Below are 22058 nucleotides of genomic sequence, written 5' to 3'. Positions count from 1 at the left end.
TGGTCCCTTTTAGTAGTTTCTGGAGGTTTTTTACTGAGCGGCGCGCACCGCAATCAGCAAATCACCCTTGTTCATGGACGAGCGGCCCGGCACCTCAAGCTGCTTCGCCAGCTCGTAGAGCTCAGCACGCGTCAGTTCCGCCAGGGGGCGCACCTCTGCCACCAGGAAGGTCTGGTTATCGTCATCCTGCAGGTCGGGGGCGGACGCCGCATCCTCCTGGGCAGGGGCCTCGGCCAGGGGTTCGGTGGTCAGGTCTTCGTCGAAGTCAGCGGGGTCAGCGCTGGCGAAGGTTTCCTCGTAGAGTTCCTCGGCCTCTTCGGGCTCATCAGCCTCTTCAGGGGCCAGCCCCTCGTCTTCTCCAACTTCGGTTACGGCATCGGGAACATCCAGTTCTGGGGCTTCCTGGCCGCCCTCAAACGCTTCAAGGTCGCCGGGCTCCAGGCTCTCAGCATCAAGGATCTCTTCGTAGCCGGCAGCTTCCTCCGGGCTCTCAGCTGTCTCAGCCAGAATCAGCTCAGCCTCCCGCTGGGCCGTGCTCTTTGTGCCCTTCTTGGTTTTCTTCTTTGAGTCCTTCTTATCTGCCTTCTTCGGCTCACTCTTCTTGGGATCAACTTTCTTAGCCTTCTGGGACTTCTTGGTCTCGACATTCTTCGAGTCCTTCTTGTCAGACTTCTTCTCTGCCTTTACCTTCGCGGCGATTTTTTCGTACTTCTTACCCACCAGCTCGTACTTCTTCTCGAGCTTCTTCTGGGCCTTCTTGCGGGCTTTCTTCTCGTCGCCGTACTTGTCCAGGGCCTTGGCATATGCCTTCACGTAGCGTTTTTGTGCCTTGTCGCTAGAGCGCTTGAGTTCCTTGCTGAGTTCTGGCTTCTTGCCCATGGTTCACCTTCCAGTTATCAGTGTTCTTACTGTCTAAGCGTAGTCCCGGTCACGTGCCACCCCAAGCGCGGCGCGGTTTGGTTACGCCCCCTCACGCTCTGTTCACCTCAGCAATATAGGTATACATTTAATGTATATAGCAGGAGGTTTCTCATGACTCAGTCAACAGTTTTTATGAACAACAGAACCCAGGCAGTTCGCCTGCCCGCGCATATGCGTTTTAGCGAAAACGTCAAAAAAGTCAATGTACGCAAAGTAGGTTTGGAGCGCATCATAGCCCCGGAAGGAGCAGTATGGGACAGCTTCTTCGCCCCGGATGCTCCCGCCGTAACGGATGATTTTATGAGCTCCCGCGATGACGGAAGCCAACCTGAGCGCGAGGACTTCTAATGCTGACCTATATGCTCGACACCAATATCGTGATCTATGTGATGAAACGGCGCCCACCCGAAATTCTCGATACTTTCAACCAAAACGCTAGCCGCCTGTGCGTCAGCAGTATTACAGCAGCTGAACTGTTTTTTGGCGCAGCAAAAAGCGCCCAGCCCGAGCACAATATGCGGGTAGTTGAGGATTTTCTCTCCCGACTCACCGTGCTGCCCTACGACATGGACGCCGCAGCTCAGTTTGGTGACATCAAGGCTACGCTGCAAAAGACAGGTCGCATCATCGGCGAGAACGATCTTCACATCGCAGCCCACGCACGGAGCCGTGGACTGGTGGTGGTCACGAATAACGAGCGGGAATTCGAACGGGTTGAGGCGCTACGCGTGGTGAACTGGGTGAGCTAGAGCCCCTCTCCCTCACGCTCTGAGCCGAACCCGCGCACGGCACCTGACGGGTGGCGTCCGCACCCCTAAACTAGGTGATATGACTAACTCAGGTATCGACACTAGCTTCCTTGACCCCGCGACCAGCCCCGCCGACGACTTCTTCCGTCACGTCAACGGCACCTGGTACGACGCCCACGTCATCCCCGCCGACCGCTCCCGCGACGGCGGCATGTACTTCCTGCGCGATGCCGCCGAGGAACACGTGCGCGACATCGTCGAGAAGTTCGCAGCCGAGCAGCCGTCCTCACGCATTGGCGCCCTCTACTCCTCCTTCATGAACACCGAAAAAATTGAGGCGGACGCCGCCGCCCCGCTGCACGCCGAAGTGCAGCCGGTTCTGGAGGCAGCTACCCCCGAGGACTTCGTGCGTGTGATGGCTGAACTTGACCGTCAGGGCCACGGCGGCCCCTTCGGCTGGTACACCAGCATCGATGCGAAGAACCCCGAGAAGTACGTGCTCTACCTGGCGCAGACCGGCCTGGGTCTGCCCGATGAGTCCTACTACCGCGACGAAAAATACGCCGACCTGCGTGAGGCCTACGTCGCCCATATTGAGCGTATGTTTGAGCTGACCGGCCTGGCCGAGAACTTCGGGCTTGAACCGGCAGACGCCGCTCGCGCCGTCTTCGCCCACGAAACCGAAATTGCTTCTCACCACTGGGATAACGTGCGCACCCGCGACGCCGATGCCCGCTACAACCCGGTCGACGCCGCCGAGCTAGACGAGAAGTTCCCCGGCTTCCCCTTCACCACCTGGCTGGCAGGCATGGGTATTTCCACCGAAAAGGCCGGTACCGTTGTGGTTAACCAGCCCTCCTATTTTGAGGCAGCCGCCCAGATGTGGGCCACCGCTCCTCTCTTTATCTGGAAGCTCTGGTACATCTGGCACATGGCCCACTCCCGTGCCCCCTACCTCAACCAGGCCATCGTTGAAGAGAACTTTGATTTCTACGGCCGCACCCTCTCGGGCTCCGAAGAGCTGCGTGACCGCTGGAAGCGCGGCGTCGGCCTGGTCGAAGGCTCCCTGGGTGAAGAACTGGGCAAGGAGTACGTGGCGATTCACTTCCCACCCACCCACAAGGCCAAAATGATGGAACTGGTAGACGACCTGCTCGAAGCCTACCGCCGTTCCATCACCGACCTGGACTGGATGACCGACGAAACCCGCGCCCGCGCTCTCGAGAAGCTCAGCAAGTTCGTCACCAAGATTGGCTATCCCGACAAGTGGCGCGACTACTCCGCCCTGGAGCTGACCGACGACCTCTTCGAAAACCTGCGCCGCTCAGGCGTCTTCGAGCACGAGTTCCAGATCAACCGCATCAACGAGCCCGTTGACAAGACCGAGTGGCTCATGACCCCGCAGACCGTCAACGCCTACTACATGCCCCCGGCCAACGAAATCGTCTTCCCCGCCGCAATTCTGCAGGCTCCCTACTTCGACGTGGACGCGGACGCCGCCGTCAACTACGGTGCTATCGGCGGCGTCATTGGCCACGAGATCGGCCACGGCTTCGATGACCAGGGCTCCAAGTACGACGGCACCGGCGCGCTCAACAACTGGTGGACGGACGCCGACCGCGAAGAATTCACCGCCCGCACCAAGGCCCTGGTCGAGCAGTACAACGGCTACACCCCCACCGGTCTAGACCCCGAAAAGTTCACCGTCAACGGCGAGCTGACCCTGGGTGAAAACATCGGCGACCTGGGCGGCCTCTCCATCGCGCTCAAGGCATATCAGATTTACCTGGAACGCCAGGGCCTCACCCTCGAAACCGCACCCGTCATCGACGGGCTGACCGCCACCCAGCGCGTCTTCATCTCCTGGGCCCAGGGCTGGCGCATGAAGACCCGCCCGCAGACCGCCGAGATGTTCCTGGCGATCGACCCGCACTCCCCCGAGGAGTTCCGCGTCAACGGAGTGGTTCGCAACATCGACGAGTTCTACACCGCCTTCGATGTGCAGCCCGAGAACGCCCTCTACCTGGCACCGGAGGAGCGCGTGCGCATCTGGTAGAAGAAGCTATATAAGGTGCAGGGGGGCTTTCCCCTCCGGCGACTAACCTTCTCGAGCTCGCGCTGGCGCGCTCCCTCGATTCATGCCAGACCCAGCCAGTCGCCTTCCGGGGAAAGCCCCCCCTGCACCCCCGCTTAACTAAAAGGACGCCGGTGAACTACTCACCGGCGTCCTTTTGCGTACCCGAGGGCTAGGACATTGCGGGGACGTCCCAGAGGTTCAGCACGGTGCCGATACCCTTGCGGACGGCGTTGCGGTAGACCACGGTGCCCCAGGCGACGTCCTCGATGGGCATGCCGCCGACGGAGTAGACGGTGATTTTTTCTTCGTCGTCCTCGGGGGCGGGGTGGTTGAGGGCTTCGCCCATGTCGCGTAGTTCTTCTGGGGCCATGAGGCCGTTGTGGATGCGGTCGTTGAACTTGCAACCGATGATGGATACGTAGTTATGGGACTTGCCGGGTTCGGTTTCTTCGGCCCAGGCGTCGTACATACCGGCGTTGTCGACGAGTTTACGCACGTCAGGTTCGAACATGCCTTCGTCGAGGTTGCAGGCGGCTGGCATGGCGAAGAAGGCGCCGGGCTTGACCCATTCGCGGCGGACGGTGGGGTAGGTTTCGGGGTTACCCACGTGAATCGAGGTGCAGAAGGTGACGATGTCTGAGTCGCGCACAACTTCTTCGAGTTCTTCAACGGCGATGACGTTCATGCCGGGGTAGGTTTCTTCGGCCCAGCTGATGAAGGTGTCGATGCCTTTTTGGGAGCGGCCGAGTACCTTGATGGTGTCGACCGTGGGGCGGGCTTCGATGAGGGCTGCAACAGTTGCTTTGGCGATGACGCCGGGGCCCAGCAGGCCGAGCACTTTGGCGTTCTTGGGGGCGAAGCGGCGGGCGCCGACGCCGGAGGCGCAGCCGGTGCGGTAGGCCGAGAGTAGGTTGGCGCTCATGTAGGCGAGGGGGGCGCCGGAGGTTGCGTCGTTGAGGGTGAGCATGAGAATGGAGCGGGGTAGGCCAATCTCGCGGTTGTCGATGTTAGAAGCGTAGGTTTTGACGCCCATGGTGCGGAAGGAGCCGCCCAGGTAGGCGGGCATGGCGACGTAGCGGCGGTCGGGGCCGTCGGCGGGCATGCCTTCGTGGGCGGGGTTGACGGGGAACTGTACCTTAGCGCCGTGGGATTCGCCGTTGTGGCCGGCCATGCGGTAGTCGCCGCGGGCGTGCAGGGCCAGGGCTTCTTCCATGGCATCGGTGCAGGCGGCGACGTCTTCTACGCCCGCCGCAATCATGTCGGCTTCTGAGAGGTAGCGGAAGTCGATGCGGGGGAAGACGGGGTTGAGTTCGGGGTCAACGGCTGCGTTGAGGTAGGCGTCGTGTGAAGTCAAGCGGGGGATCTCCAACTGTGAGTGTTAAAAGTTCAGACGAATCAACATAACACTTTTGCCGGGTGCAGATAAATGAGTTTTTGGGCATACCTGGCAGGTAGTAGGGCCCTGTTCCGCGTGCTTTCGCTGTAGAGCGGCTCAGTCTGCTAGACAGGTCGTTGAAGAATTCATGCGATGTTAAGCAAGAGGCGGTAAGGTCATCTCTGTACGTGTCTCACCAGGGTGGGCAGTAGCCCACCCGCACCAGTCCCGAGGAGGCCTCGTGAACCCCACCCCCAGCGTCCTTTTTATTTGCCAGTCCAACAAGGGTAAGTCGCAGATGGCTGAGGCCCTGATGAACCTTCATGCGCAAGGACGCGTGCGCGCGACGTCCGCGGGCACCAAGGCTGCGGTGGGCAGTGCGGTGAACGCTGAGTCGGCCGCTTCGCTGGCCGAAATTGGGGCAGATATGAGCGCAGGTACCCCCAAGTTCGCGTCGGCCGAAGATCTAGCTGCCGCAGACCGCATTGTTATTGTGGGGACTGCTGCCCAGCTTGAAACCGATGACCCTGAGATCCTGGCTAAGACTGAGCGTTGGGAAACGGTAGAGCCTTCCCACCAGGGTATTGAGGGTGCAGAGCGTATGGCCCTGATTCGCGACGATATTGATAGCCGCGTCAGGACCCTGCTCGACGAACTTTCTCGTTAGGGCTTTATTTCAATACGGTGAGGGTCATGGGGTAGGTGAAAACTTCACCGTTATTGGCCTTCACCGCTGCAAGAATATGCACGACAATCAGGGCTACCCATACCGCAATAAAGACAATCCAGGTAAATAGACCCGCTATTCCAAAAGTCACGATAGTAAGTACCCAGGCGGCAATATTCACTAGCCAGAGAGTGAAATTGAAGTTGAAGGCGCCCGCAGCGGCCACGCGTACAAAGGCGTACCCCGGCTTGTCCTTGTAGATAGCCCAGAAGATCAGGGGCCCCACAAAACTCGCGAAAGATGCGGTCAGTATCAGGCCCAGCAGGCCCGAGAGATGGGCAAACATGGCCATACTCTTGGCATCAGCAGGAATAAGGTTGCCGTAAGCATCATAGGTCGGGGAAGCAACATTGGGACCCTGCCCCGGCCCGCTCTGATTGCCGTAGTTGCCGTAGGGGTTGTGATTCTGTTCAGTCATGGTAGTACGCCTTTGCTTGTCTCCACTGTGCTATCTAGCTTATCTATTCGCCCGTCTTCGCCAGGGCATGGCACCCCATAAGCATATGTATTTCTGTGTTACGCCAGCACTTCAAAATCACGTTGTTTTTGCAAAACACTTGACACAGAACCCCTGCAGACCGCTTATTAGATAGTGATACATACCACTCATATATGTAGAACATGCACACCTAAGGAATCCCATGAAAGCATCTTCCTTCCACAAGAAAGCAGCTCGGGGTAGCGCTGCAGTCTTGCTGGGCCTGTCCCTTGCCCTGCCGCTTGTCTCACCCCCAGCTCAGGCAATCGACCCCGCCCAGCTCAACACAGCGACCCTGCAAGGCCTCACCGATTCCAAGCTCGGTGCAGACCTCCTCGACGCTGAAGGTAACGTCACCGTCTTCGTCCAGTTCAAGGGCAACGGCGCCTTTGAAGCAACCCAGCCTGCCGACGTCCGCGCAGGCAAGCGCGAGCCCATCAATGCCCAAGCCCAGGTGCAGGCTATCGCCCAGCGAGTCCAAGGCCAGGCCACCTCAGCAGCAGCTGAATCAGGCGCAGAGATCCTCTACACCGCCCACAACACCCTACGAGGTGTAGCCCTCAGCGGCGATGCAGAAGCAATCCGTGCCCTGGCCCAGCGCAGTGACGTCGCCAAGATCTCCCGCATTGTCACCAAGGAACGCACCAATGCGGCTATTGACCTTGATACCGACACCGTCAACACCTGGGTCAACACCGGCAAGACCGGTAAAGACGTCACCATCGCCGTCGTAGACACCGGCGTGGACTACACCCACTCAACCTTCGGTGGCCCCGGCACCATCGAAGCCTACGAAACAGCAATCCGTAGCACCGACATGCCCGCTGCAGACTCCGGCCTCTACGACCCCGAAAAGTACGTTGGCGGCTACGACTTCGCAGGCGACAGCTACAACGGCGGCAACAAGCCCAAGCCGGACACCAACCCCATCGACTGCTCCCTCGCAGGTCACGGCACCCACGTTGCAGGTACCGCCCTCGGCTACGGTGTCAATGCCGACGGCACCACCTTTGACGGTGACTACAAGACCCTCGAAGCTGACCAGGTCAAGGGCATGAAAATCGGCCCCGGCTCAGCACCCGAAGCCAAACTCCTTGCCTTCCGAGTCTTCGGCTGCAGCGGCGGCACCGCCCTCACCGGCCAGGCCCTCGACAGCTCCCTCGACCCCAACGGCGACGGCGATTACTCCGACAAGGCAGATATCGTCAACCTCTCCCTGGGCACCGACTTCGGCCCCATCGACGACCCCGAAAACGCCATCATGGACGCCCTCTACCGCAACGGCGTCCTCACCGTCACCGCAGCAGGTAACGCCAACGCCAACCTGGGTGAAGGCGACACCTACAACATCCTCGGCAACCCCGCCAACAACGTGCCTTCCCTGGCCGTGGCGAACTCCGTTGGCTCAACCTCCTACGCCGACCGTGCCGAAATCCTCTCCCCTGCTAGCATTGCAGGCCCTGTTACCGGCGACTACAGCGCCAGCTACGGCTACGGCTTCGTCACCGACCAAACCAAACTCACCGGTGAAGTCGTCATGACCACCGCCGCCAACCCCTACGCCTGCGAACCCTACCCCGCAGACGTCAACTTCGGCGGCAAATGGGTCTTCATCGACTGGGCCGACGAAAACAACGTCTTCCCCTGCGGCTCAGCCGTCCGCTTCAACAATATCCAGCAAGCCGGCGGTAAGGGCGTTGTCCTCGCCTCCCGCGTCCAGGAAGAAACCAACTCCATTGGTGGTAACGCTACCATCCCCGGTATCCGCCTGACCCGCGACGACGCCGAGCGTGTCCGCAACACCATCGCAGCCGGTGAAAACGTTACCATCAAGCTGGGCTTCGACATGATCGGCAGCGTCATCCGCGACACCAACGCCAAGGACACCCTGAACCCCTCAACCTCCCGTGGCCAGCACGGCTCCAAGGGCTTCACCAAGCCGGACGTAGCAGCCCCCGGCACCTCCATCCGCTCAGCAGCAGCTGGCGGCGGTAGCGCCTTCGCAACCATGACCGGCACCTCCATGGCAGCCCCTCACGCAGCCGGCATCGCGGCCCTCGTCCTGGAAGCAAACCAGAGCTACAGCCCCGCCGACCTCAAGGCAACCATCATGAACACCGCCGTCCACGACCTCCGTGACGAAGACGGCGACATCTTCACCGTAGAGCGTGTTGGCTCAGGCCGTATCGACGCCCTCAAGGCCGTCACCAATGACGTCCTGCTCTACAACGCCGACCGCAAGGAACAGGTCTCTGTAAGCTTCGGCGTCGTTGAAGTAGCCCCCGGCGACACCCAGACCCTCACCCGGAACTTCACCGTAGAGAACCTGGGCACCACCACCCGCACCTTCCAGGTTGGTTTCACCGGCAGCAACACCCTCAAGGGCGTTGCCCTCACCGCCCCTGAAACCGTCACCGTCGCCCCCGGCGGCACCGCCTCCATCCCCGTGACCGTCACCATCGACGGCTCCCAGCTGGCCAAGGAACTCGACCCTTCCACCGAAGAAACCCACACCAACTCCAGCGACGGCACCGAGGTAGCCCGCCAGTACATCTCCTCCCTGTCCTCCCGCCTGACCCTCACCGACGGTGACACCCAGCTCCGTGCCCCCGTCCAGGTAGCGCCCAAGCCTGTCTCAGCGATGAGCGTCGACGGAAACATCTTCTTCGAACCCTTCGAAGAAACCGCTAACGTCACTCTCAAGGGCAATGCACTCAACCAGGGCGGCTACACCTCAGCCCTCGGCGCATTCGAGCTGGGCTTCTCAAGCCCCCGCCAGCAGACCAGCACCCTGGGCCTGCCCTCAGCACAGGCAGGTGACCTGCAGTACGTTGGTGCTAACAGCAACTTCGCCCACCAGCTCTACACAGACACCACCGACCAGGACACCTTCGTCACCTTCGGTATCTCTACCTGGGCTAACTGGGAAACCATCAACCCTGCTGTCGGCTTCGTCATCGAGATTGACACCAACGGCGACAACGCCGCCGAGTACTCCATCGTTACTCAGCGTATTCCTGGTGTGGACTACCCCGTCGCTATCGTGACAGCAACCGAAAACTGGACCCGCAAGGTCGTCGAAATCGTACCGATTAACGGCACCTGGGGCGACGTTGACACCAACATCATGGACAACAACGCCATGGTTATCCCCCTCAACCTGACCAAGCTGGGTATCACCAAGGACACCCTGGATTCCTTCCGCTACGCTGTCTACACCATGGCCCACGGCCACGACACCCTGCTGGACACCACCGGATGGATTACCTACAGCCCCTTCGTACCCGACCTCGCTTTCGGCTCAGACCAGAAGATCGGCAACGGCCTGTTCGTTGATTCACCCGAAACTGAGCTGGTTGCCTACCGTGGCACCGATAACAAGGCCCAGGCCCTCTTCCTGCACCTGCACAACGCAACCGGCGACTTGAGCGGTATCAAGCCGGGTGAGGACGGCGGACGCGCCGAGATCGTCAATGCAGGCAGCTACGCAGCGCCCAAGGTGAACGCCCCCCGCTTCAAGGACGTTCCTGAGGACCACCAGTTCCACAAGGAAATCTCCTGGCTGGCCCAGCGCGGCATCACCACCGGCTGGACTGACGGAACCTTCCGCCCCGACGCGTCGGTGAACCGTGACGCCATGGCAGCCTTCTTCTACCGCCTGGCAGGCTCCCCGCAGTTCACCGCACCGAGCGTTTCACCCTTCACTGATGTGCCCACCAGCCACCAGTTCTACAAGGAAATTGCCTGGATGCACGCTACCGGCCTTTCCACCGGTTGGGCTGACGGCACCTACCGCCCCAACCAGCCCGTCAACCGTGACGCCATGGCAGCCTTCTTCTACCGCATGGCTGGCTCACCTGACGTCAGCGCCGTAGAGGACTTTGCAGATGTTCCTGCTGGCACCCAGTTCCATAAGGAAATCAGCTGGATGAAGTCCACCAAGCTGAGCACCGGTTGGGAAGATAACACCTATCGTCCCCTCCAGCCCGTTGAGCGCGGCGCCATGGCAGCCTTCATCTACCGCTACGACCAGAACATTCTGAGCAAGGTACGCTAGGCAAGCCTTAGAAAAGCAGCCAAGCTCCTCACTGAGCGGCTATCCTTGCGGTAGTTATGCCCACCAGGTGCCCCCTTTCCCGGATGAGAAAGGGGGCACCTGCTTTTGGGTTCCAGGGGACGTTTCAGATTTAACCGCCGCGTTACGCGCCATCTGGGGGCCTGCCGGTAGAGGGCAGTAGCATAGAGTCATGCGCGATTTACAGGCTCACATCATTGAAGAACTGGGCGTGAAGCCCTCCATCGACCCCACCGAGGAGGTGCGCAAGCGCGTCCAATTCCTCGTGGATTATCTCAAGGCCACCGGCACCCGCGGCTTTGTGCTGGGCATTTCAGGTGGGATGGATTCCACCCTGGCCGGACGCCTGTGCCAGCTGGCCGTGGAGCAGCTGGAGCTAGAGGGCGTCGAGGCCGAGTTCATCGCCGTCCGTCTGCCCTACAAGGTGCAGGCCGATGAGGACGACGCCCAGGCAGCCCTGCGCTTCATCATGCCCCAGCAGACCGTCACCTACAACATCGCCGAGGCCGTGGACGGCTTCGAGTCCGCTTTTGCTACCGCTACCGGCCGCCCCATCGCTGACTTCAATAAGGGCAACGTCAAGGCCCGGGCCCGCATGATCGCCCAGTATGCCCTGGCTGGTGAGAAGAACCTACTGGTGGTCGGCACCGACCACGGCGCTGAGGCTGTCACCGGTTTCTTCACCAAGTTCGGTGACGGCGGGGCGGATATCATGCCCCTCTTTGGTCTGAATAAGCGCCAAAACCGGGCCCTGCTCAAGGTGCTGGGCGCTGATACCCGCCTGTGGGAGAAAGTACCCACCGCCGATCTGCTCGACGGCAAGCCCGGCCGCACCGACGAGGACGAGCTTGGCGTTACCTATGACCAGATTGATGACTATCTAGAGGGTAAGGACATCGCCCCGGCGGCAGCAGAAAATATCGAGGGCAGGTTCCTGCGGTCACGCCACAAGCGCACTACCCCGGTCACAATTTTTGATTCTTGGTATAAGCAGTAATATTCAGAGGTGGCAAATCTCCACGTTGAAGGTGGCAAATATCCATTCCAAGGGTGGTAAATCTCCACGCACTCTCTAAAATAAGGAGTATGACCACCCCCTTCCCACGCCATCTTTACCCCATCTGCCAAGAGCTCCTTTTAGATACCCCCATTATGGTCATCCAAGGGGCCAGGCAGGTGGGGAAATCTACCTTGGCGCAACAACTCGCCGGAGAAAAATCAACCGTCGTTACGCTTGATGATGCCGGTCAACGAGAATTCGCTCAGGCTGATCCCGCTAGATTTCTACAGCAGGCCAATGGGCACACCCTCGTGATTGATGAGCTCCAGCGTGTTCCTGAACTGACCTTGCAACTCAAAGCGGCCGTTGACCAGGACCGGCGCCCGGGGCGTTTTATCATTACGGGCTCAGCTAACCTTCTCAAAACACGGGGTTCTGGTGATTCACTGGCAGGGCGTCAAGAGTCAGTGACGCTTCGCCCCCTGAGTGTCGGTGAACAGCTCTCACTACCCCCTGAAGATTTTGTCAGCTGGGTTCTTGCCGGAGCACAAGGCGACTTCACCGCCCAGGACCCCGCTCCCTTCGTCCTGAGGGGCGGTTATCCTGTACCTCTGCTCCGCACCAGCGAACGCACTAAACGGTCGTGGTTCACTAACTATGTTGACGCATTAGCTACTCATGATGCCGCAGAAATTGAAGAAGGAGATTTTTCAGCACATCTCCGAAACCTTATGAGCTATCTTGCAACTCACGGAGCCCATGAGCTCGTCAAACGCCGAATAGCTCAGCATCTAGGCACCAGTGAAACTACCGTGAACAAATACATCGGGTTGCTTCAACGCATGTATCTGCTAGAAGAGGCCCCCGCTTGGGGTCTCAACTATGGCTCTCGGGTTATCCGACGCCCTAAAGTCGGGTTAATAGACACCGGTTTAGCAGCATCATTGAACGGGTTCACCCTAGATAAAATTTCAACCGTTGGGGGAAGAGAACACTATGGCTCTTTACTGGAACAGTTTGTCACCAATGAGCTGCTCAAGCAGCAAGAATGGAGCGATACGGCCTTCCGTGTGCATCATTTCCGGGAACGCAACCAAGAGGTTGACCTGGTCCTAGAACTCAACGATGGTCGTCTTATCCTCCTCGAGGTGAAGAGCCGGTCTGTCGCTGGTGTAAGGCAAGCTGGGCATCTTCAGGCTATGAAGGAGCGGTTAGGCGACAGGGTCGCAGCAGCAGCTGTTCTTTATACTGGTGAACTGGCTTTTTCCCCCGAGCCCTGGCTTCATGTTCTTCCGATATCAGCGCTGTGGGCGCATCCACGCGTTGAGACGCACCACCCCGGTCACGATTTTTGATTCTTGGTATAAGGAGTAATCAGAACTAGGTGGACCAAGCAGGCGATGGCTAGCCCCAAAGCTAGGCCGCCTAGCACATCGCTTGCCCAGTGCACCCCCACATAGATACGGGAAAACCCGATCGTTACCGCCAGGACGCCGAGCCCTACCCCCAGGGCGCGGCGTCCTCGCTGTGTCAGGGCGGGGTAGGCGGTCAGAAAGAGGGCAGCGCAGAAGGCAGCGGTGCTGGTGGAATGCCCCGAAGGGAAAGAAAAAGTTAGCTCCTCCACCAGGCGGTGGGTAAGGGAGGGGCGAGGGCGGTCCATCAGATTTTTGAGGACGGTGACGGCCAGCGGGGCCAGGACCATGGTGGCACCCAGGCCGATGAGGGGCCAGGTAGAGCGGTAGAGCCAGGTGAAGATTCCCAAGGCTACCAGCACATAGATTGTCATGGGCAGGGTATTAAAAGCCTGGGTGAGCGCCGAGAAAAAGGTATCGAGTGCAGCGGTGCGCCAGGTCAGCGATGCCTGCCAGATGGCATCGTCGATAGGGTTCGTAAGGGCCTGGGCGTTGACCAGCCACATGGCCACAAACACCAGTAGACCCGCTAGGCTAGTGCGGGCTAGGTAGGGGCCGAGCCCCGCCAGCTCGCCGAGGGCAGGGACTCGGGTGGGGGCGTCCTGGTGTTCTGCGGGCGGACGGACGCGCACCCCACCTGGGCGGGGCTGTTGGGGACTGTGGTTCACGGGGTACCTCTCTTGACGGGAGCACCCTCTAGGATACCGGCTCGCCCCGGGCCCTCCCGTCTAGCTGCCAGCCTGCTAGAGAGCCGGGCCAGTAAGCTGGTGCTATGTCTGATATACCCAAAGAGTTTTATCTTGATAAGTCCGACCCGGCAGCTTGGGCAGCTTTTGGTGCCCTCAGCAAGCAGGCCGGTGCTTCTGCCCGTGCAGCGGGGCTTGATGACCAGCTGATTGAGCTGGTCTGCCTGCGCGTTTCACAGATTAATGGCTGTGCCTACTGCCTGAAGGTGCACACCAAACGCGCTATTAAGGCCGGGCTGAGCGAGAACCGCCGGGCTCTGGTGAGCGTCTGGGAGGAAAGCAGCGAATATAGCCTGACTGAAAAGGCTGCCCTCTTTTTGGCTGAGACGGTGACCAAGCTTCCCTGCCCCGAGGACCGCGATTTTGCCCGCACCTACGCCCGGGGCGTGCTGACCGATGAGCAGTACAGCGCCGTGCAGTGGCTGGCGATTTCGATGAACGCAGCTAACCGTATCTCTATCATGTCCCAGCACCCGGCCTAACCACCCGCCCGGGAATACCTGATCAGGCAAAGTGTTGAGGTAGGTAAACCCGATGAAAGGACTTCCCCATGAACGCAACCCTTGAAAACCCAGTTATTACCGAACGCGAAGAAAGTGGCCGCGGCGCCTACGAGATTTTTGCCGATAGCTCCGGCAGTCCGGCGGGCTTCACCGAGTTCTTCACCTACACCGAGGGCGGGGGCAGCCAGCGTATCTTCCCCCACACCGTGGTCAAGGAGGAATTCGGCGGGCACGGGCTGGCCTCCAAGCTCGTCAAAAGCGCCCTGGACCAGGCCATTGAGGCCGGGTACGAGCCGGTCATTGTCTGCCCCTACATCAAGGCCTGGTTGGAGAAGCACCCCGACTATGCCGAGAAGACCCGCAAGCCCGAACCTGCCCACCTGCGCTTTTTGGCACAGGCTATGCGTGGCTAAAACTTAGCCCCTTCAGAACTGGCCAGGCGCGAGGGGCAGGCGGAGTGCCGTCGGCCCGCGTGGATCGGGGCTGGCGATGAATTTCGACGAGCCCTCCAGGGCGAGGCGAAAGAATGGTTGCGGGCCTAGGCACCTCTGCCTGCCCCCTCGGCCCGCAACCTTCGTCGCTTCTTTCCGCGTTAGACCCGGTAGAACCCCTCAATCGCGCGGGTCAGGTGGGCCATGTCGGCTACGGTGGTGAGTTCGCGGGCCGAGTGCATGGAGAGCAGGCCGACGCCGACGTCCACGGTGCGCATACCCAGGCGGGTGGCGGTGATGGGACCGATAGTGGAACCGCAGGGCACATTGTTGTTGGAGACGAACTCCTGGTAGGGTACCTCGGCTAGGGCGCATGCCTGGGCGAAGATTCCGGCGCCGACGGCGTCGGTGGCGTAGCGCTGGTTGGCGTTGATTTTGAGCAGGGGCCCGCCGCCGGGCACGGGGCGGACGGTCGGGTCATGGTGCCCGGCGTAGTTGGGGTGCACCAGGTGGCCAGCATCCGAGGAGAGACAGACCGACTCAGAGATGGAGCGGCGGTAGGCTTCAGCGGACTCGCCGCGGGCTTCGGAGAGCCGAACCAGGACGTCCTCAAGGAAGGGCCCAGCGGCCCCGGAACGCGATTCTGAGCCGATTTCTTCGTGATCAAAGGCGGCGAGCACGGCGGTCTGAGCCGATTCTACCCCGGCCTCGGCGTAGCGGATCAGGGCGGTGATGCCGGCGTGGACGGAGCTGAGGTTGTCCAGGCGGCCCGACGCAAAGAGCTCGTCGTTCTCACCGAAGACGCGGGGTTCGGCGGCGTCGGCGAACATGAGGTCATAGCCCACGATGCTTTCGGGGTCAACGGCCCCACCCTCGGCGCGTTCGGCCAGGTAGGCGAGCACGTCGCCGGTGGAGTCGCCGAAGCCCCAGACGGGGTAGAGGTTGCCCTGCTTGTCGAGTTTGAGGCCCTCGTTGGCGGCGCGGTCCAGATGGATGGCGAGCTGGGGGACGCGGGCAATCGGCCCGGTGGCGACCAGACGGGTTTCGAGTACCCCGTCGACCAGGACGGTGAGACGCCCGGCTAGGCGCAGTTCGCGGTCCAGCCAGGAGTTGAGCAGGGGCCCGCCGTAGACTTCGACCCCCACCTGGTTCCAGGTCAGGGTGCGCACCGAGGACTTGGGCTTGACCTTGAAGCCGGGGGAATCGGTGTGAGCCCCCAGCACCCGGTAGCTCTCATGCTGAGCACTACCGGCCCAGGCGATGATGGCACCATCGCGCACCACGAAGTGCTTGCCGGTCGCAGCTGAGCTGCCCCAGGCGTCCTGCTCACTCAGCTCGGTGAAGCCGGCTGCGGTCAGGCGGCGGGCAGCTTCAGCCGCTGCGTGGAAGGAGGTGGGGGAGGCGGTCACAAAGGCAGCTAAATCATCAATATTGGCTCGGGCATCGAAAGTCTGTGAAAGAGTCATAGACCACATTTTACCGGACAGGCTGTGCGCCCTCAGGGTGGCCGCCCTTGACCCATACCTGGGCGGTACGGGTGCGTTCTATGCCCTTCTTACGGGCCACCCAGATAACTACCAGCACGAATAGGCCGTTCGATACCAGTGCCGAGATAAACATGCCCACGGTAGAGCCCTGCTGCAGGAAGGGGTCAGCCATGCCCAGCACACCAAAGCTCATAGCCAGCAGGTTATTCACCACGTGCAGAGCAATAGCCGCTTCGAGCCCGCCGGTGCGCCAGGTAATGTACCCGGCAGCCAGGCCCATGACCAGCACGGAAAGCTGGCCCCACAGGTCGTAGAGGTGCCCCAGCATAAAGAGCGGGGCGGGGATAATAATTGCCCAGGCCGGGTGTTTGAGCCAGCGGCCGATAGTCTGCATGAGGTAGCCGCGGAAGACCAGCTCTTCGGCGTAGGCCTGCACCGGTACGACCAGGATAATGGCCACCAGCATGGCGATCAGGCCGCCGGTAGGTAGGCTGGTGCTGGGAATATAGCGGGCTCCCACAGCAAGATCGAAGGCCAGGGGCAGAACCACAACGAGCAGAGCCGCTAGACCACAGCAGGTTGCCAGCCAGCCCCAGCGCATACGCCCGGCGACCGAGTGAATCAGCCCCCAGGGCTTGGGCCCCAGAATCAGGCGGGCGCCCCAGAGAGCTGGGAACATGAGTGCTACCGACCCAAAAAGGAAGACGAAGGTAGCGGGGCTGCGCAGGGCATCTTGCTCAAGGATTTCTGAGCTTGCGGCAAGCAGGAGGTAGCTGGGATCAGCGGGCAGGGCAGGGTCAAGACCCAGCAGGAGCACAAAGGAGAAGGCAACCACCAACAGCAGGGAGAGCACCAGGTAGAGCGGTACCCCGATGACGGCTTCAACCAGGGGCTTCCACCAGGCACCTTTAGGGTCGGCGTGGGAGAGCCGGTGATAGCCCAGATCCTGCTTCTCTTGCCGGTAGCCGGGTCGCCAGCCGACCGGCGGCAGGGGTACCGGGTTGGGGTGAGATGCAAGCGGGTGGGGCACCTGCTCCTGCACGTGGGCGGACGCCGGTGCGGCACCGGGTGCTGCACCCTGCGCTGGGTGGTGGGCAGGTGTTTGCCAGGGAATGTACGGGTCGTTGGGAGTGCTCATGCCTCTACCCTAGCGAAACCCGCCCTACCCCGTGCAAGGGGAGGGCGGGCGTCCGCGTCATAAACCGGTCCGAGGCGCTAGACAGCCAGGGCCCGCCGGTAGCGCACCGCAACCGCTACCCAGAGCAGCACCGCTGCGGTGAGGCAGATGATGGGGGCAGAGGACGCCGCCAGGGCAGTTCTGCTGAGCTCGTCGAGGTTGTGGGTGGTGGGGTCGAGGCGAATGCCAATGCGCATGGGTCCGTAGATGAGCCCGGCGAAGCCGATGATCGTTAGGGCACCGGCCAGTAGGCGTACCGCGCGGGGGGCGAGGGTGAAGAAGGTGGGGAAGGCGTCCAGCCAGAAGGCGGCAATCAGTAAGGGTAGCCAGATGTTGTGGTGGGACCAAGAAATGGGCGACATGGCCATCATGAGAAACCCGTTGAGGGCTATCTGGGAGAGCACCATGCCGCGGCGGTGCAGCACCGGAATCAGGTAGGCTACACCCACCAGCAGGGCAAGGATAAGACCGTAGCGCAGGGCCGACAGGAGCGGCCCCTCAACCAGGCCCAGGTGCAGGAGCCAGCCCAGGGTGGAGATGTTATCCACATAAGCGATATTGCCTACGCGGGAGGGGTCTGAGATTGCAAAGAACCAGAACTCGCGGGCGGTGGCTGGCATGAAGATGAAACCGGCGGCAACCGTAGCTGCGAAGGTGGCTCCCAGGGTGAGCACGCCCTTGATGTCCCGGCGCATGAGCAAAATCAGGCCGAAGGCTAGCGGGGTGAGCTTGATGCCACCGGCAAGACCGATGAGCACGCCGCGGGGTACTCTGGTTGCCGGGCGCAGCAGGTCAATGAGCACCAGCAGCAGGATCAGGGCGTTGATCTGAGCTAGTCCAATACCGCGGTCCCAGGGGCTGAACATGGTGATGCAGGTAGCCAGCACCACAACCAGTGAGCGGCTCCCCAGCAGGGCTTCCCCGGGAACGGTGATACCGCGAGCGCGCGCGTGGTTGAGAATGAGCACCGATACCCACAGGGCTGCAAGCACGGCCAGCAGGGTCATGAGCCCGGCGCCTGCCCACAGGGGGAGGAAGGCGAAGGGGGCGAAGACCATGACCGCGAAGGGCGGGTAGGTGAAGGGCAGGGTGATGGGCTGCCCGTCCTCGAGGTAGTAGTTGTAGAGGGTTTTGCCGGGGTAGAGGTCGCCGAAGACCACGCCTGCGCCGGTGCGGTAGACCTCGAAGTCTTGGCCGTTGAGGATCATGGAGTGGCGGATGTGCCACTGCATGACCGCTACGAAGAAGAGGCCGGTGAGGGCCGGCCAGATGATGTTCCGTGCGGGTAGGCGATCGGTGAGGCTAAAGAGGGGCACCTGCGGCTACTTTTCGGTGGGGGCGGACGCCGCCGCGCCGGTGTCTGTCTGCTGGGCAGGGGCGGGGCTGGTGGCGTCCTGGTCTGCGGTCTTGCGGACGGCGACCAGGTTGGTGCCGCGCTTAGTCTTGGCGCGGCCGGGCAGGCGGCGGCCGACCTTCTCGGAGGATTCAGCGGCGGGCTTCTTGGGCAGGGCGGCAATGCGCAGGGCTAGTTCACTCACGAGCAGGGCCAGCGCTGCGTAGAAGACGTAGTAGGAGGGGTAGAAGTAGTAGAGGCTGGCGCTCCATCCGGCGATGGTGGCTCCCAGGGCAACGACAGCTAGGGCGGCAATGATGATGTGAGCCAGGGGGAAGGCGCCGTTGTTCTCAGTGTTGCGCCAGGTGATGTAGATGGCCATAAGCGCAAAGAGGACGGGGAAGAAGATTTGGCCGGAAAGAGCCATGGTGTCTTCGGTGTAGCGGAAGATGCCGAGGGCCTGGACGATGGCGGTGGCGGCAAGGAGTAGGGATGCAGGAAGTGTTTTCACGGGTCAATAGTTTACCGGGTAGCTTCGCTGAGGCTGTGGGCTGTTTGAGCGCCACCTGCGCTTTCACATATTCTCCAGAATCTTGAGAAGTAATTCTTCCAGAAATTACTTGATGTTCTAGTTCTGCATCGTCAAGAAGGGTAGCTTTATATCAATACTGACGAAAGGATATCCATGGCATACGGGAATTATGAGGCAGTAGAAGCCCTTGCCCAACAGTTCAAAGATATTTCCCTCATCGGTCAACAGTCGATTCTGACCGGCGAGCGCATATGGATTCCTCAATATTTCGATGAGCTCTACAATGCGTATGTTCTCAGTTTGGATGAGACCAGAGGATCTTTTGAAAGTAAAATCAACATTCAACTCAGCGGTGTGACTTCACAAGCTCGGCAGCTATTTGCTGAAATTTATATTCTCGATATGCTCCCCCTTGGAAACGTTGGTCAAGAGCGCAAGCTAGAGAATATTAACTCTGTACTTGCCGGCTGCGACCCTGCCGTTGGTTTAACCCGAGAAATTACAACTACACTTCGAGCCGGCATTTTTAATGGAGGTCTTGGATACAACAACTACCGGTGGGGACACTTCGTTTTTGCGATTCAGTTCGGCCAAGCTTTTAGCCGCCTCTCCTTAGAGGAGCGTCAACGACGGCTCTCAACTCCAGACGAAATTGAGAATACTATCTACTCCTTAGTAGATGATGTAGAAGGCAAGGGGTACGCGGGGTTTCAAAAAGCCCTCTGCTACCTTCTAGCACCACAATTTTTTGAGCCAATTATTTCAACTGACCATCTCAGAAAAATCACTACACACTTTGTAGGTCAGCTCGAAGACGATGAGCAAGACCTCTCATGGCAACGACAGGCTGCCCTTATTCGTCAGCGAATCGCTGAAGAACGTCGCTCTGAGGACTGGCACTTCTACCTCGATAGCGAAGAGTGGGCTGGCGAGGCAAGCAGCGATACCAGCGATCAGCAAGTATCAGCTACAGACACCACCGATATGAGTGGTGAAGCCATAGAACCAACTCCAGAACTCATGCTGCCCGACAAAACTGCGAACAACCTCAACGTCTCCCAGCAGTGGCTTGATCGCTTTATCAGTGTACTTGGCCAGCGCCATCAGGTGATTTTGCAAGGCCCACCGGGTACCGGTAAAACATATCTGGCGCGTCGTCTTGCACGAATTCTCGCCGGGGCTGAAAACCGAGTCAAACTCGTTCAGTTTCACCCGGCCTACACCTATGAAGACTTTTTTGAAGGCTTCCGCCCAGTACTCGACCATGTCAGTGGCACCACTTCACTACAGTTACGGCAGGGACCTTTAAGGCAACTAGCCGAAGCCGCGGCTGAGCAACCTGACCAAAATTTCTTCCTTATTATCGACGAAATCAATCGAGGTAATTTAGCACGTATCTTCGGTGAACTCTACTTTCTCTTGGAATACCGTGACCACGCCGTAGACCTCATGTACTCCCAAGACCAGTTCTCGCTACCAGCTAATCTCTACATCATTGGCACGATGAACACCGCAGACCGGTCAATCGCTCTCGTTGATTCAGCCATGCGCCGCCGATTTGCATTCTTCAATCTCCACCCAGAACAAGAGCCGACAGCCAACGTCCTTGAGCTGTGGGCTCGCAAGCAAAACCTTTCAGGTGCTGTCCTTGATGCGTGGAAAGAACTCAACCGGCGAATCCCCAACCCAGATCTTAAAGTTGGTCCGTCGTACTTCATGCGTAAGGAGGCCTTTACCGAAGAAGGACTCAAACTTATTTGGGACTCAGAGATTCTGCCACTTCTGGACGAATACTTCTACGGGCAGACCGGCACCCGGGAACGCTTTGCGTTAAACACCATTCTCTCTGAACTAGCTCAGTAAAAAACCTATGCGTTCCCTCAAGCTCAAAGAAGCAGGAGCCCACCGGGCTGTTGAACTCTCAACGCCCCAGGCTCGCTGGCTCATCGACCAGAAAATTGCCTCCGTACAGCCCAGCTATGTTCCAGGAACCTACGACTTACAGGTCGAGAATGTAGCTGGAATCGTGGCTGTTGATAACCTTGTCATTCATATTGAGCCCAAGCTCCCCATACGATCCCTGCTCTGGATGCTCGATTACTCATCTACCGGTATTGACTGGCGCCCCGAGGAGGTAGCCCTTGAAGGGCAGACATTGACCTCAGCCATGATAAGCCTTTTATGCACCCTCATTGAAGACGCTACTCGTCAGGGGCTCATCAGTGGCTACTGGCACGCCGAAGAGTCCTTACCCTATCTCCGTGGCAGGATAAGAACCGCAGAACAGTTCAGCCGCCATCATGGCATGCTTTACCCTCTTGAGGTCTCATTCGACGAGTACAGCAACAATATATCTGAGAACCGTATTCTGCTCTCTGCCCTCATTGAAGCAGAAATGTTAGTGCCTCATGATGACGGGGCTGTGCAGCTTCTGCCACGAATTCGTGCTCTCCTGTCACGCTTTATCGGGGTAGCCCCTCTTCACCCGGGTCAGCCTCTGCCCGCTTACCAGGGGGCAAGACTCACTGCGTCTTATCAAAAAGCGCTTAATCTTGCCGGTATCTTTCTTAGCCATCGAGGTATCGACACCGCCCTAGGGAGTATTCCTGCCCGAGGGTTTCTTCTGAATATGCCTCAGCTCTTTGAAGGCTTCGTGGTCAAAGCTCTCCAACAGCAGACCTCAGATTTTATGGTGCAAGGTCAACTTTCCACTCCGTTTGTGAGTAGTGACACGGGTGAAAGGCGAAACATCCGCCCCGATATCATCGTAAAGAACCACCACAGGATCCGATTTGCGATGGACACGAAATACAAGCGGGCTAATCCCACACTCAGCGATATCTACCAGCTCAACGCCTACGCTGACACCCTGAAACTGGAGGATGTCACCCTTATCTATGGTGAACACGCAGAACCCGAGGTGTTGACGACTGAGGTGGGCAAACGGATTCATGTTCGCGGTATCGACCTGAGCGCTCCCCCAACCGAGGTCCTAGCGCAAATAACCGACCTTCTCACTCAATAGATGCGGGCAC

19 protein-coding genes are annotated in these 22058 nt (G+C 59.6%); 11 read left to right on the top strand and 8 right to left on the bottom strand.

Translation table 11 applies throughout. The annotated features are described in order from the left end of the window. Nucleotides 1-30: 30 nt before the first annotated feature. Nucleotides 31-879, bottom strand: coding sequence for a Rho termination factor N-terminal domain-containing protein (locus L6963_RS03395; protein WP_237206987.1), 849 nt, complete (start codon nt 877-879; stop codon nt 31-33). 153 nt (nt 880-1032) lie between these two features. Between L6963_RS03395 and vapB the strand changes: the two genes are divergently transcribed. From vapB to L6963_RS03380, 3 genes are all read left to right on the top strand, one after another. Then, nucleotides 1033-1269 (top strand): type II toxin-antitoxin system VapB family antitoxin, encoded by a 237-nt coding sequence (gene vapB / locus L6963_RS03390; protein ID WP_237199244.1) that lies wholly within the window; start codon nt 1033-1035, stop codon nt 1267-1269. After that, nucleotides 1269-1670, top strand: coding sequence for a type II toxin-antitoxin system tRNA(fMet)-specific endonuclease VapC (gene vapC / locus L6963_RS03385; protein WP_237206986.1), 402 nt, complete (start codon nt 1269-1271; stop codon nt 1668-1670). The genes vapB and vapC overlap by 1 nt, the downstream gene beginning before the upstream one ends. Nucleotides 1671-1749: 79 nt before the next feature. Continuing rightward, nucleotides 1750-3726, top strand: a complete 1977-nt coding sequence (locus tag L6963_RS03380) for a M13 family metallopeptidase (RefSeq protein WP_237206985.1) — start codon at nt 1750-1752, stop codon at nt 3724-3726. 190 nt (nt 3727-3916) lie between these two features. On the opposite strand, the gene L6963_RS03375 is transcribed toward L6963_RS03380, so the two are convergent. Next, nucleotides 3917-5101: a tyramine oxidase subunit B gene (locus L6963_RS03375; protein WP_237206984.1), complete on the bottom strand. Its 1185-nt coding sequence runs from the start codon at nt 5099-5101 to the stop codon at nt 3917-3919. A gap of 262 nt (nt 5102-5363) precedes the next feature. Here L6963_RS03375 and L6963_RS03370 point away from each other — a divergent pair, with 262 nt between their 5' ends. Then, nucleotides 5364-5789: a low molecular weight phosphatase family protein gene (locus L6963_RS03370; RefSeq protein ID WP_237206983.1), complete on the top strand. Its 426-nt coding sequence runs from the start codon at nt 5364-5366 to the stop codon at nt 5787-5789. A gap of 4 nt (nt 5790-5793) precedes the next feature. Here L6963_RS03370 and L6963_RS03365 read toward each other — a convergent pair whose 3' ends face one another. Beyond that, a complete protein-coding gene (locus tag L6963_RS03365) occupies nt 5794-6267 on the bottom strand; it encodes a DUF4870 domain-containing protein (RefSeq protein ID WP_237206982.1) in 474 nt (157 codons plus the stop codon). A 223-nt stretch (nt 6268-6490) separates the two neighbouring features. On the opposite strand from L6963_RS03365, the gene L6963_RS11795 reads away from it, so the two are divergent. The 3 genes from L6963_RS11795 (at nt 6491) to L6963_RS03340 (ending at nt 12757) form a co-directional block, all read left to right on the top strand. Continuing rightward, nucleotides 6491-10384, top strand: coding sequence for a S8 family serine peptidase (locus L6963_RS11795; RefSeq protein WP_272878944.1), 3894 nt, complete (start codon nt 6491-6493; stop codon nt 10382-10384). 190 nt (nt 10385-10574) lie between these two features. Further along, nucleotides 10575-11399, top strand: a complete 825-nt coding sequence (nadE, locus tag L6963_RS03345; protein ID WP_237206981.1) for an ammonia-dependent NAD(+) synthetase — start codon at nt 10575-10577, stop codon at nt 11397-11399. 89 nt (nt 11400-11488) lie between these two features. Next, nucleotides 11489-12757: an ATP-binding protein gene (locus L6963_RS03340; protein ID WP_237206980.1), complete on the top strand. Its 1269-nt coding sequence runs from the start codon at nt 11489-11491 to the stop codon at nt 12755-12757. Here the strand turns inward: L6963_RS03340 and L6963_RS03335 are convergent. After that, the gene (locus tag L6963_RS03335) at nt 12745-13482 is read right to left on the bottom strand and encodes a phosphatase PAP2 family protein (RefSeq protein WP_237206979.1); all 738 of its coding nucleotides are present in this window, start codon (nt 13480-13482) and stop codon (nt 12745-12747) included. The genes L6963_RS03340 and L6963_RS03335 overlap by 13 nt on opposite strands. A 104-nt stretch (nt 13483-13586) precedes the next feature. Between L6963_RS03335 and L6963_RS03330 the strand changes: the two genes are divergently transcribed. Further along, the gene (locus L6963_RS03330; RefSeq protein WP_237206978.1) at nt 13587-14042 is read left to right on the top strand and encodes a carboxymuconolactone decarboxylase family protein; all 456 of its coding nucleotides are present in this window, start codon (nt 13587-13589) and stop codon (nt 14040-14042) included. Between the two features lie 68 nt (nt 14043-14110). Continuing rightward, nucleotides 14111-14476, top strand: coding sequence for a GNAT family N-acetyltransferase (locus tag L6963_RS03325; protein WP_237206977.1), 366 nt, complete (start codon nt 14111-14113; stop codon nt 14474-14476). 179 nt (nt 14477-14655) lie between these two features. Here the strand turns inward: L6963_RS03325 and L6963_RS03320 are convergent, their stop codons facing one another. The 4 genes from L6963_RS03320 to L6963_RS03305 form a co-directional block, all read right to left on the bottom strand. Further along, nucleotides 14656-15960, bottom strand: coding sequence for a M18 family aminopeptidase (locus L6963_RS03320; RefSeq protein ID WP_237206976.1), 1305 nt, complete (start codon nt 15958-15960; stop codon nt 14656-14658). A 10-nt stretch (nt 15961-15970) separates the two neighbouring features. Continuing rightward, nucleotides 15971-17119 carry a CPBP family intramembrane glutamic endopeptidase gene (locus tag L6963_RS03315; protein ID WP_237206975.1) on the bottom strand — a complete coding sequence of 383 codons (1149 nt, stop codon included), beginning with the start codon at nt 17117-17119 and terminating at the stop codon, nt 15971-15973. Nucleotides 17120-17196: 77 nt separating this feature from the next. Then, nucleotides 17197-18474 carry a glycosyltransferase 87 family protein gene (locus L6963_RS03310; protein ID WP_237206974.1) on the bottom strand — a complete coding sequence of 426 codons (1278 nt, stop codon included), beginning with the start codon at nt 18472-18474 and terminating at the stop codon, nt 17197-17199. A 6-nt stretch (nt 18475-18480) separates the two neighbouring features. Next, nucleotides 18481-19002: a hypothetical protein gene (locus L6963_RS03305; protein ID WP_237206973.1), complete on the bottom strand. Its 522-nt coding sequence runs from the start codon at nt 19000-19002 to the stop codon at nt 18481-18483. A 174-nt stretch (nt 19003-19176) separates the two neighbouring features. On the opposite strand from L6963_RS03305, the gene L6963_RS03300 reads away from it, so the two are divergent. After that, nucleotides 19177-20886 carry an McrB family protein gene (locus tag L6963_RS03300; RefSeq protein ID WP_237206972.1) on the top strand — a complete coding sequence of 570 codons (1710 nt, stop codon included), beginning with the start codon at nt 19177-19179 and terminating at the stop codon, nt 20884-20886. 7 nt (nt 20887-20893) lie between these two features. Next, nucleotides 20894-22048, top strand: a complete 1155-nt coding sequence (locus L6963_RS03295; RefSeq protein ID WP_237205431.1) for an McrC family protein — start codon at nt 20894-20896, stop codon at nt 22046-22048. Nucleotides 22049-22058 lie beyond the last annotated feature (10 nt).

Source organism: Rothia nasimurium, from assembly GCF_928392795.1.
In the GTDB taxonomy this organism is placed as follows: domain Bacteria; phylum Actinomycetota; class Actinomycetes; order Actinomycetales; family Micrococcaceae; genus Rothia; species Rothia nasimurium_F.
Note: the sequence above shows the minus strand (reverse complement) of the source record. Positions and strands in the feature narration are given on the sequence as shown.

What these genes read in the sequence shown, in the direction of transcription:
- L6963_RS03395 (WP_237206987.1), bottom strand. Translation starts at nt 879, where the DNA reads ATGGGCAAGAAGCCAGAACTCAGCAAGGAACTCAAGCGCTCTAGCGAC.
- vapB (WP_237199244.1), top strand. Translation starts at nt 1,033, where the DNA reads ATGACTCAGTCAACAGTTTTTATGAACAACAGAACCCAGGCAGTTCGC.
- vapC (WP_237206986.1), top strand. Translation starts at nt 1,269, where the DNA reads ATGCTGACCTATATGCTCGACACCAATATCGTGATCTATGTGATGAAA.
- L6963_RS03380 (WP_237206985.1), top strand. Translation starts at nt 1,750, where the DNA reads ATGACTAACTCAGGTATCGACACTAGCTTCCTTGACCCCGCGACCAGC.
- L6963_RS03365 (WP_237206982.1), bottom strand. Translation starts at nt 6,267, where the DNA reads ATGACTGAACAGAATCACAACCCCTACGGCAACTACGGCAATCAGAGC.
- L6963_RS11795 (WP_272878944.1), top strand. Translation starts at nt 6,491, where the DNA reads ATGAAAGCATCTTCCTTCCACAAGAAAGCAGCTCGGGGTAGCGCTGCA.
- nadE (WP_237206981.1), top strand. Translation starts at nt 10,575, where the DNA reads ATGCGCGATTTACAGGCTCACATCATTGAAGAACTGGGCGTGAAGCCC.
- L6963_RS03340 (WP_237206980.1), top strand. Translation starts at nt 11,489, where the DNA reads ATGACCACCCCCTTCCCACGCCATCTTTACCCCATCTGCCAAGAGCTC.
- L6963_RS03330 (WP_237206978.1), top strand. Translation starts at nt 13,587, where the DNA reads ATGTCTGATATACCCAAAGAGTTTTATCTTGATAAGTCCGACCCGGCA.
- L6963_RS03325 (WP_237206977.1), top strand. Translation starts at nt 14,111, where the DNA reads ATGAACGCAACCCTTGAAAACCCAGTTATTACCGAACGCGAAGAAAGT.
- L6963_RS03320 (WP_237206976.1), bottom strand. Translation starts at nt 15,960, where the DNA reads ATGACTCTTTCACAGACTTTCGATGCCCGAGCCAATATTGATGATTTA.
- L6963_RS03315 (WP_237206975.1), bottom strand. Translation starts at nt 17,119, where the DNA reads ATGAGCACTCCCAACGACCCGTACATTCCCTGGCAAACACCTGCCCAC.
- L6963_RS03300 (WP_237206972.1), top strand. Translation starts at nt 19,177, where the DNA reads ATGGCATACGGGAATTATGAGGCAGTAGAAGCCCTTGCCCAACAGTTC.
- L6963_RS03295 (WP_237205431.1), top strand. Translation starts at nt 20,894, where the DNA reads ATGCGTTCCCTCAAGCTCAAAGAAGCAGGAGCCCACCGGGCTGTTGAA.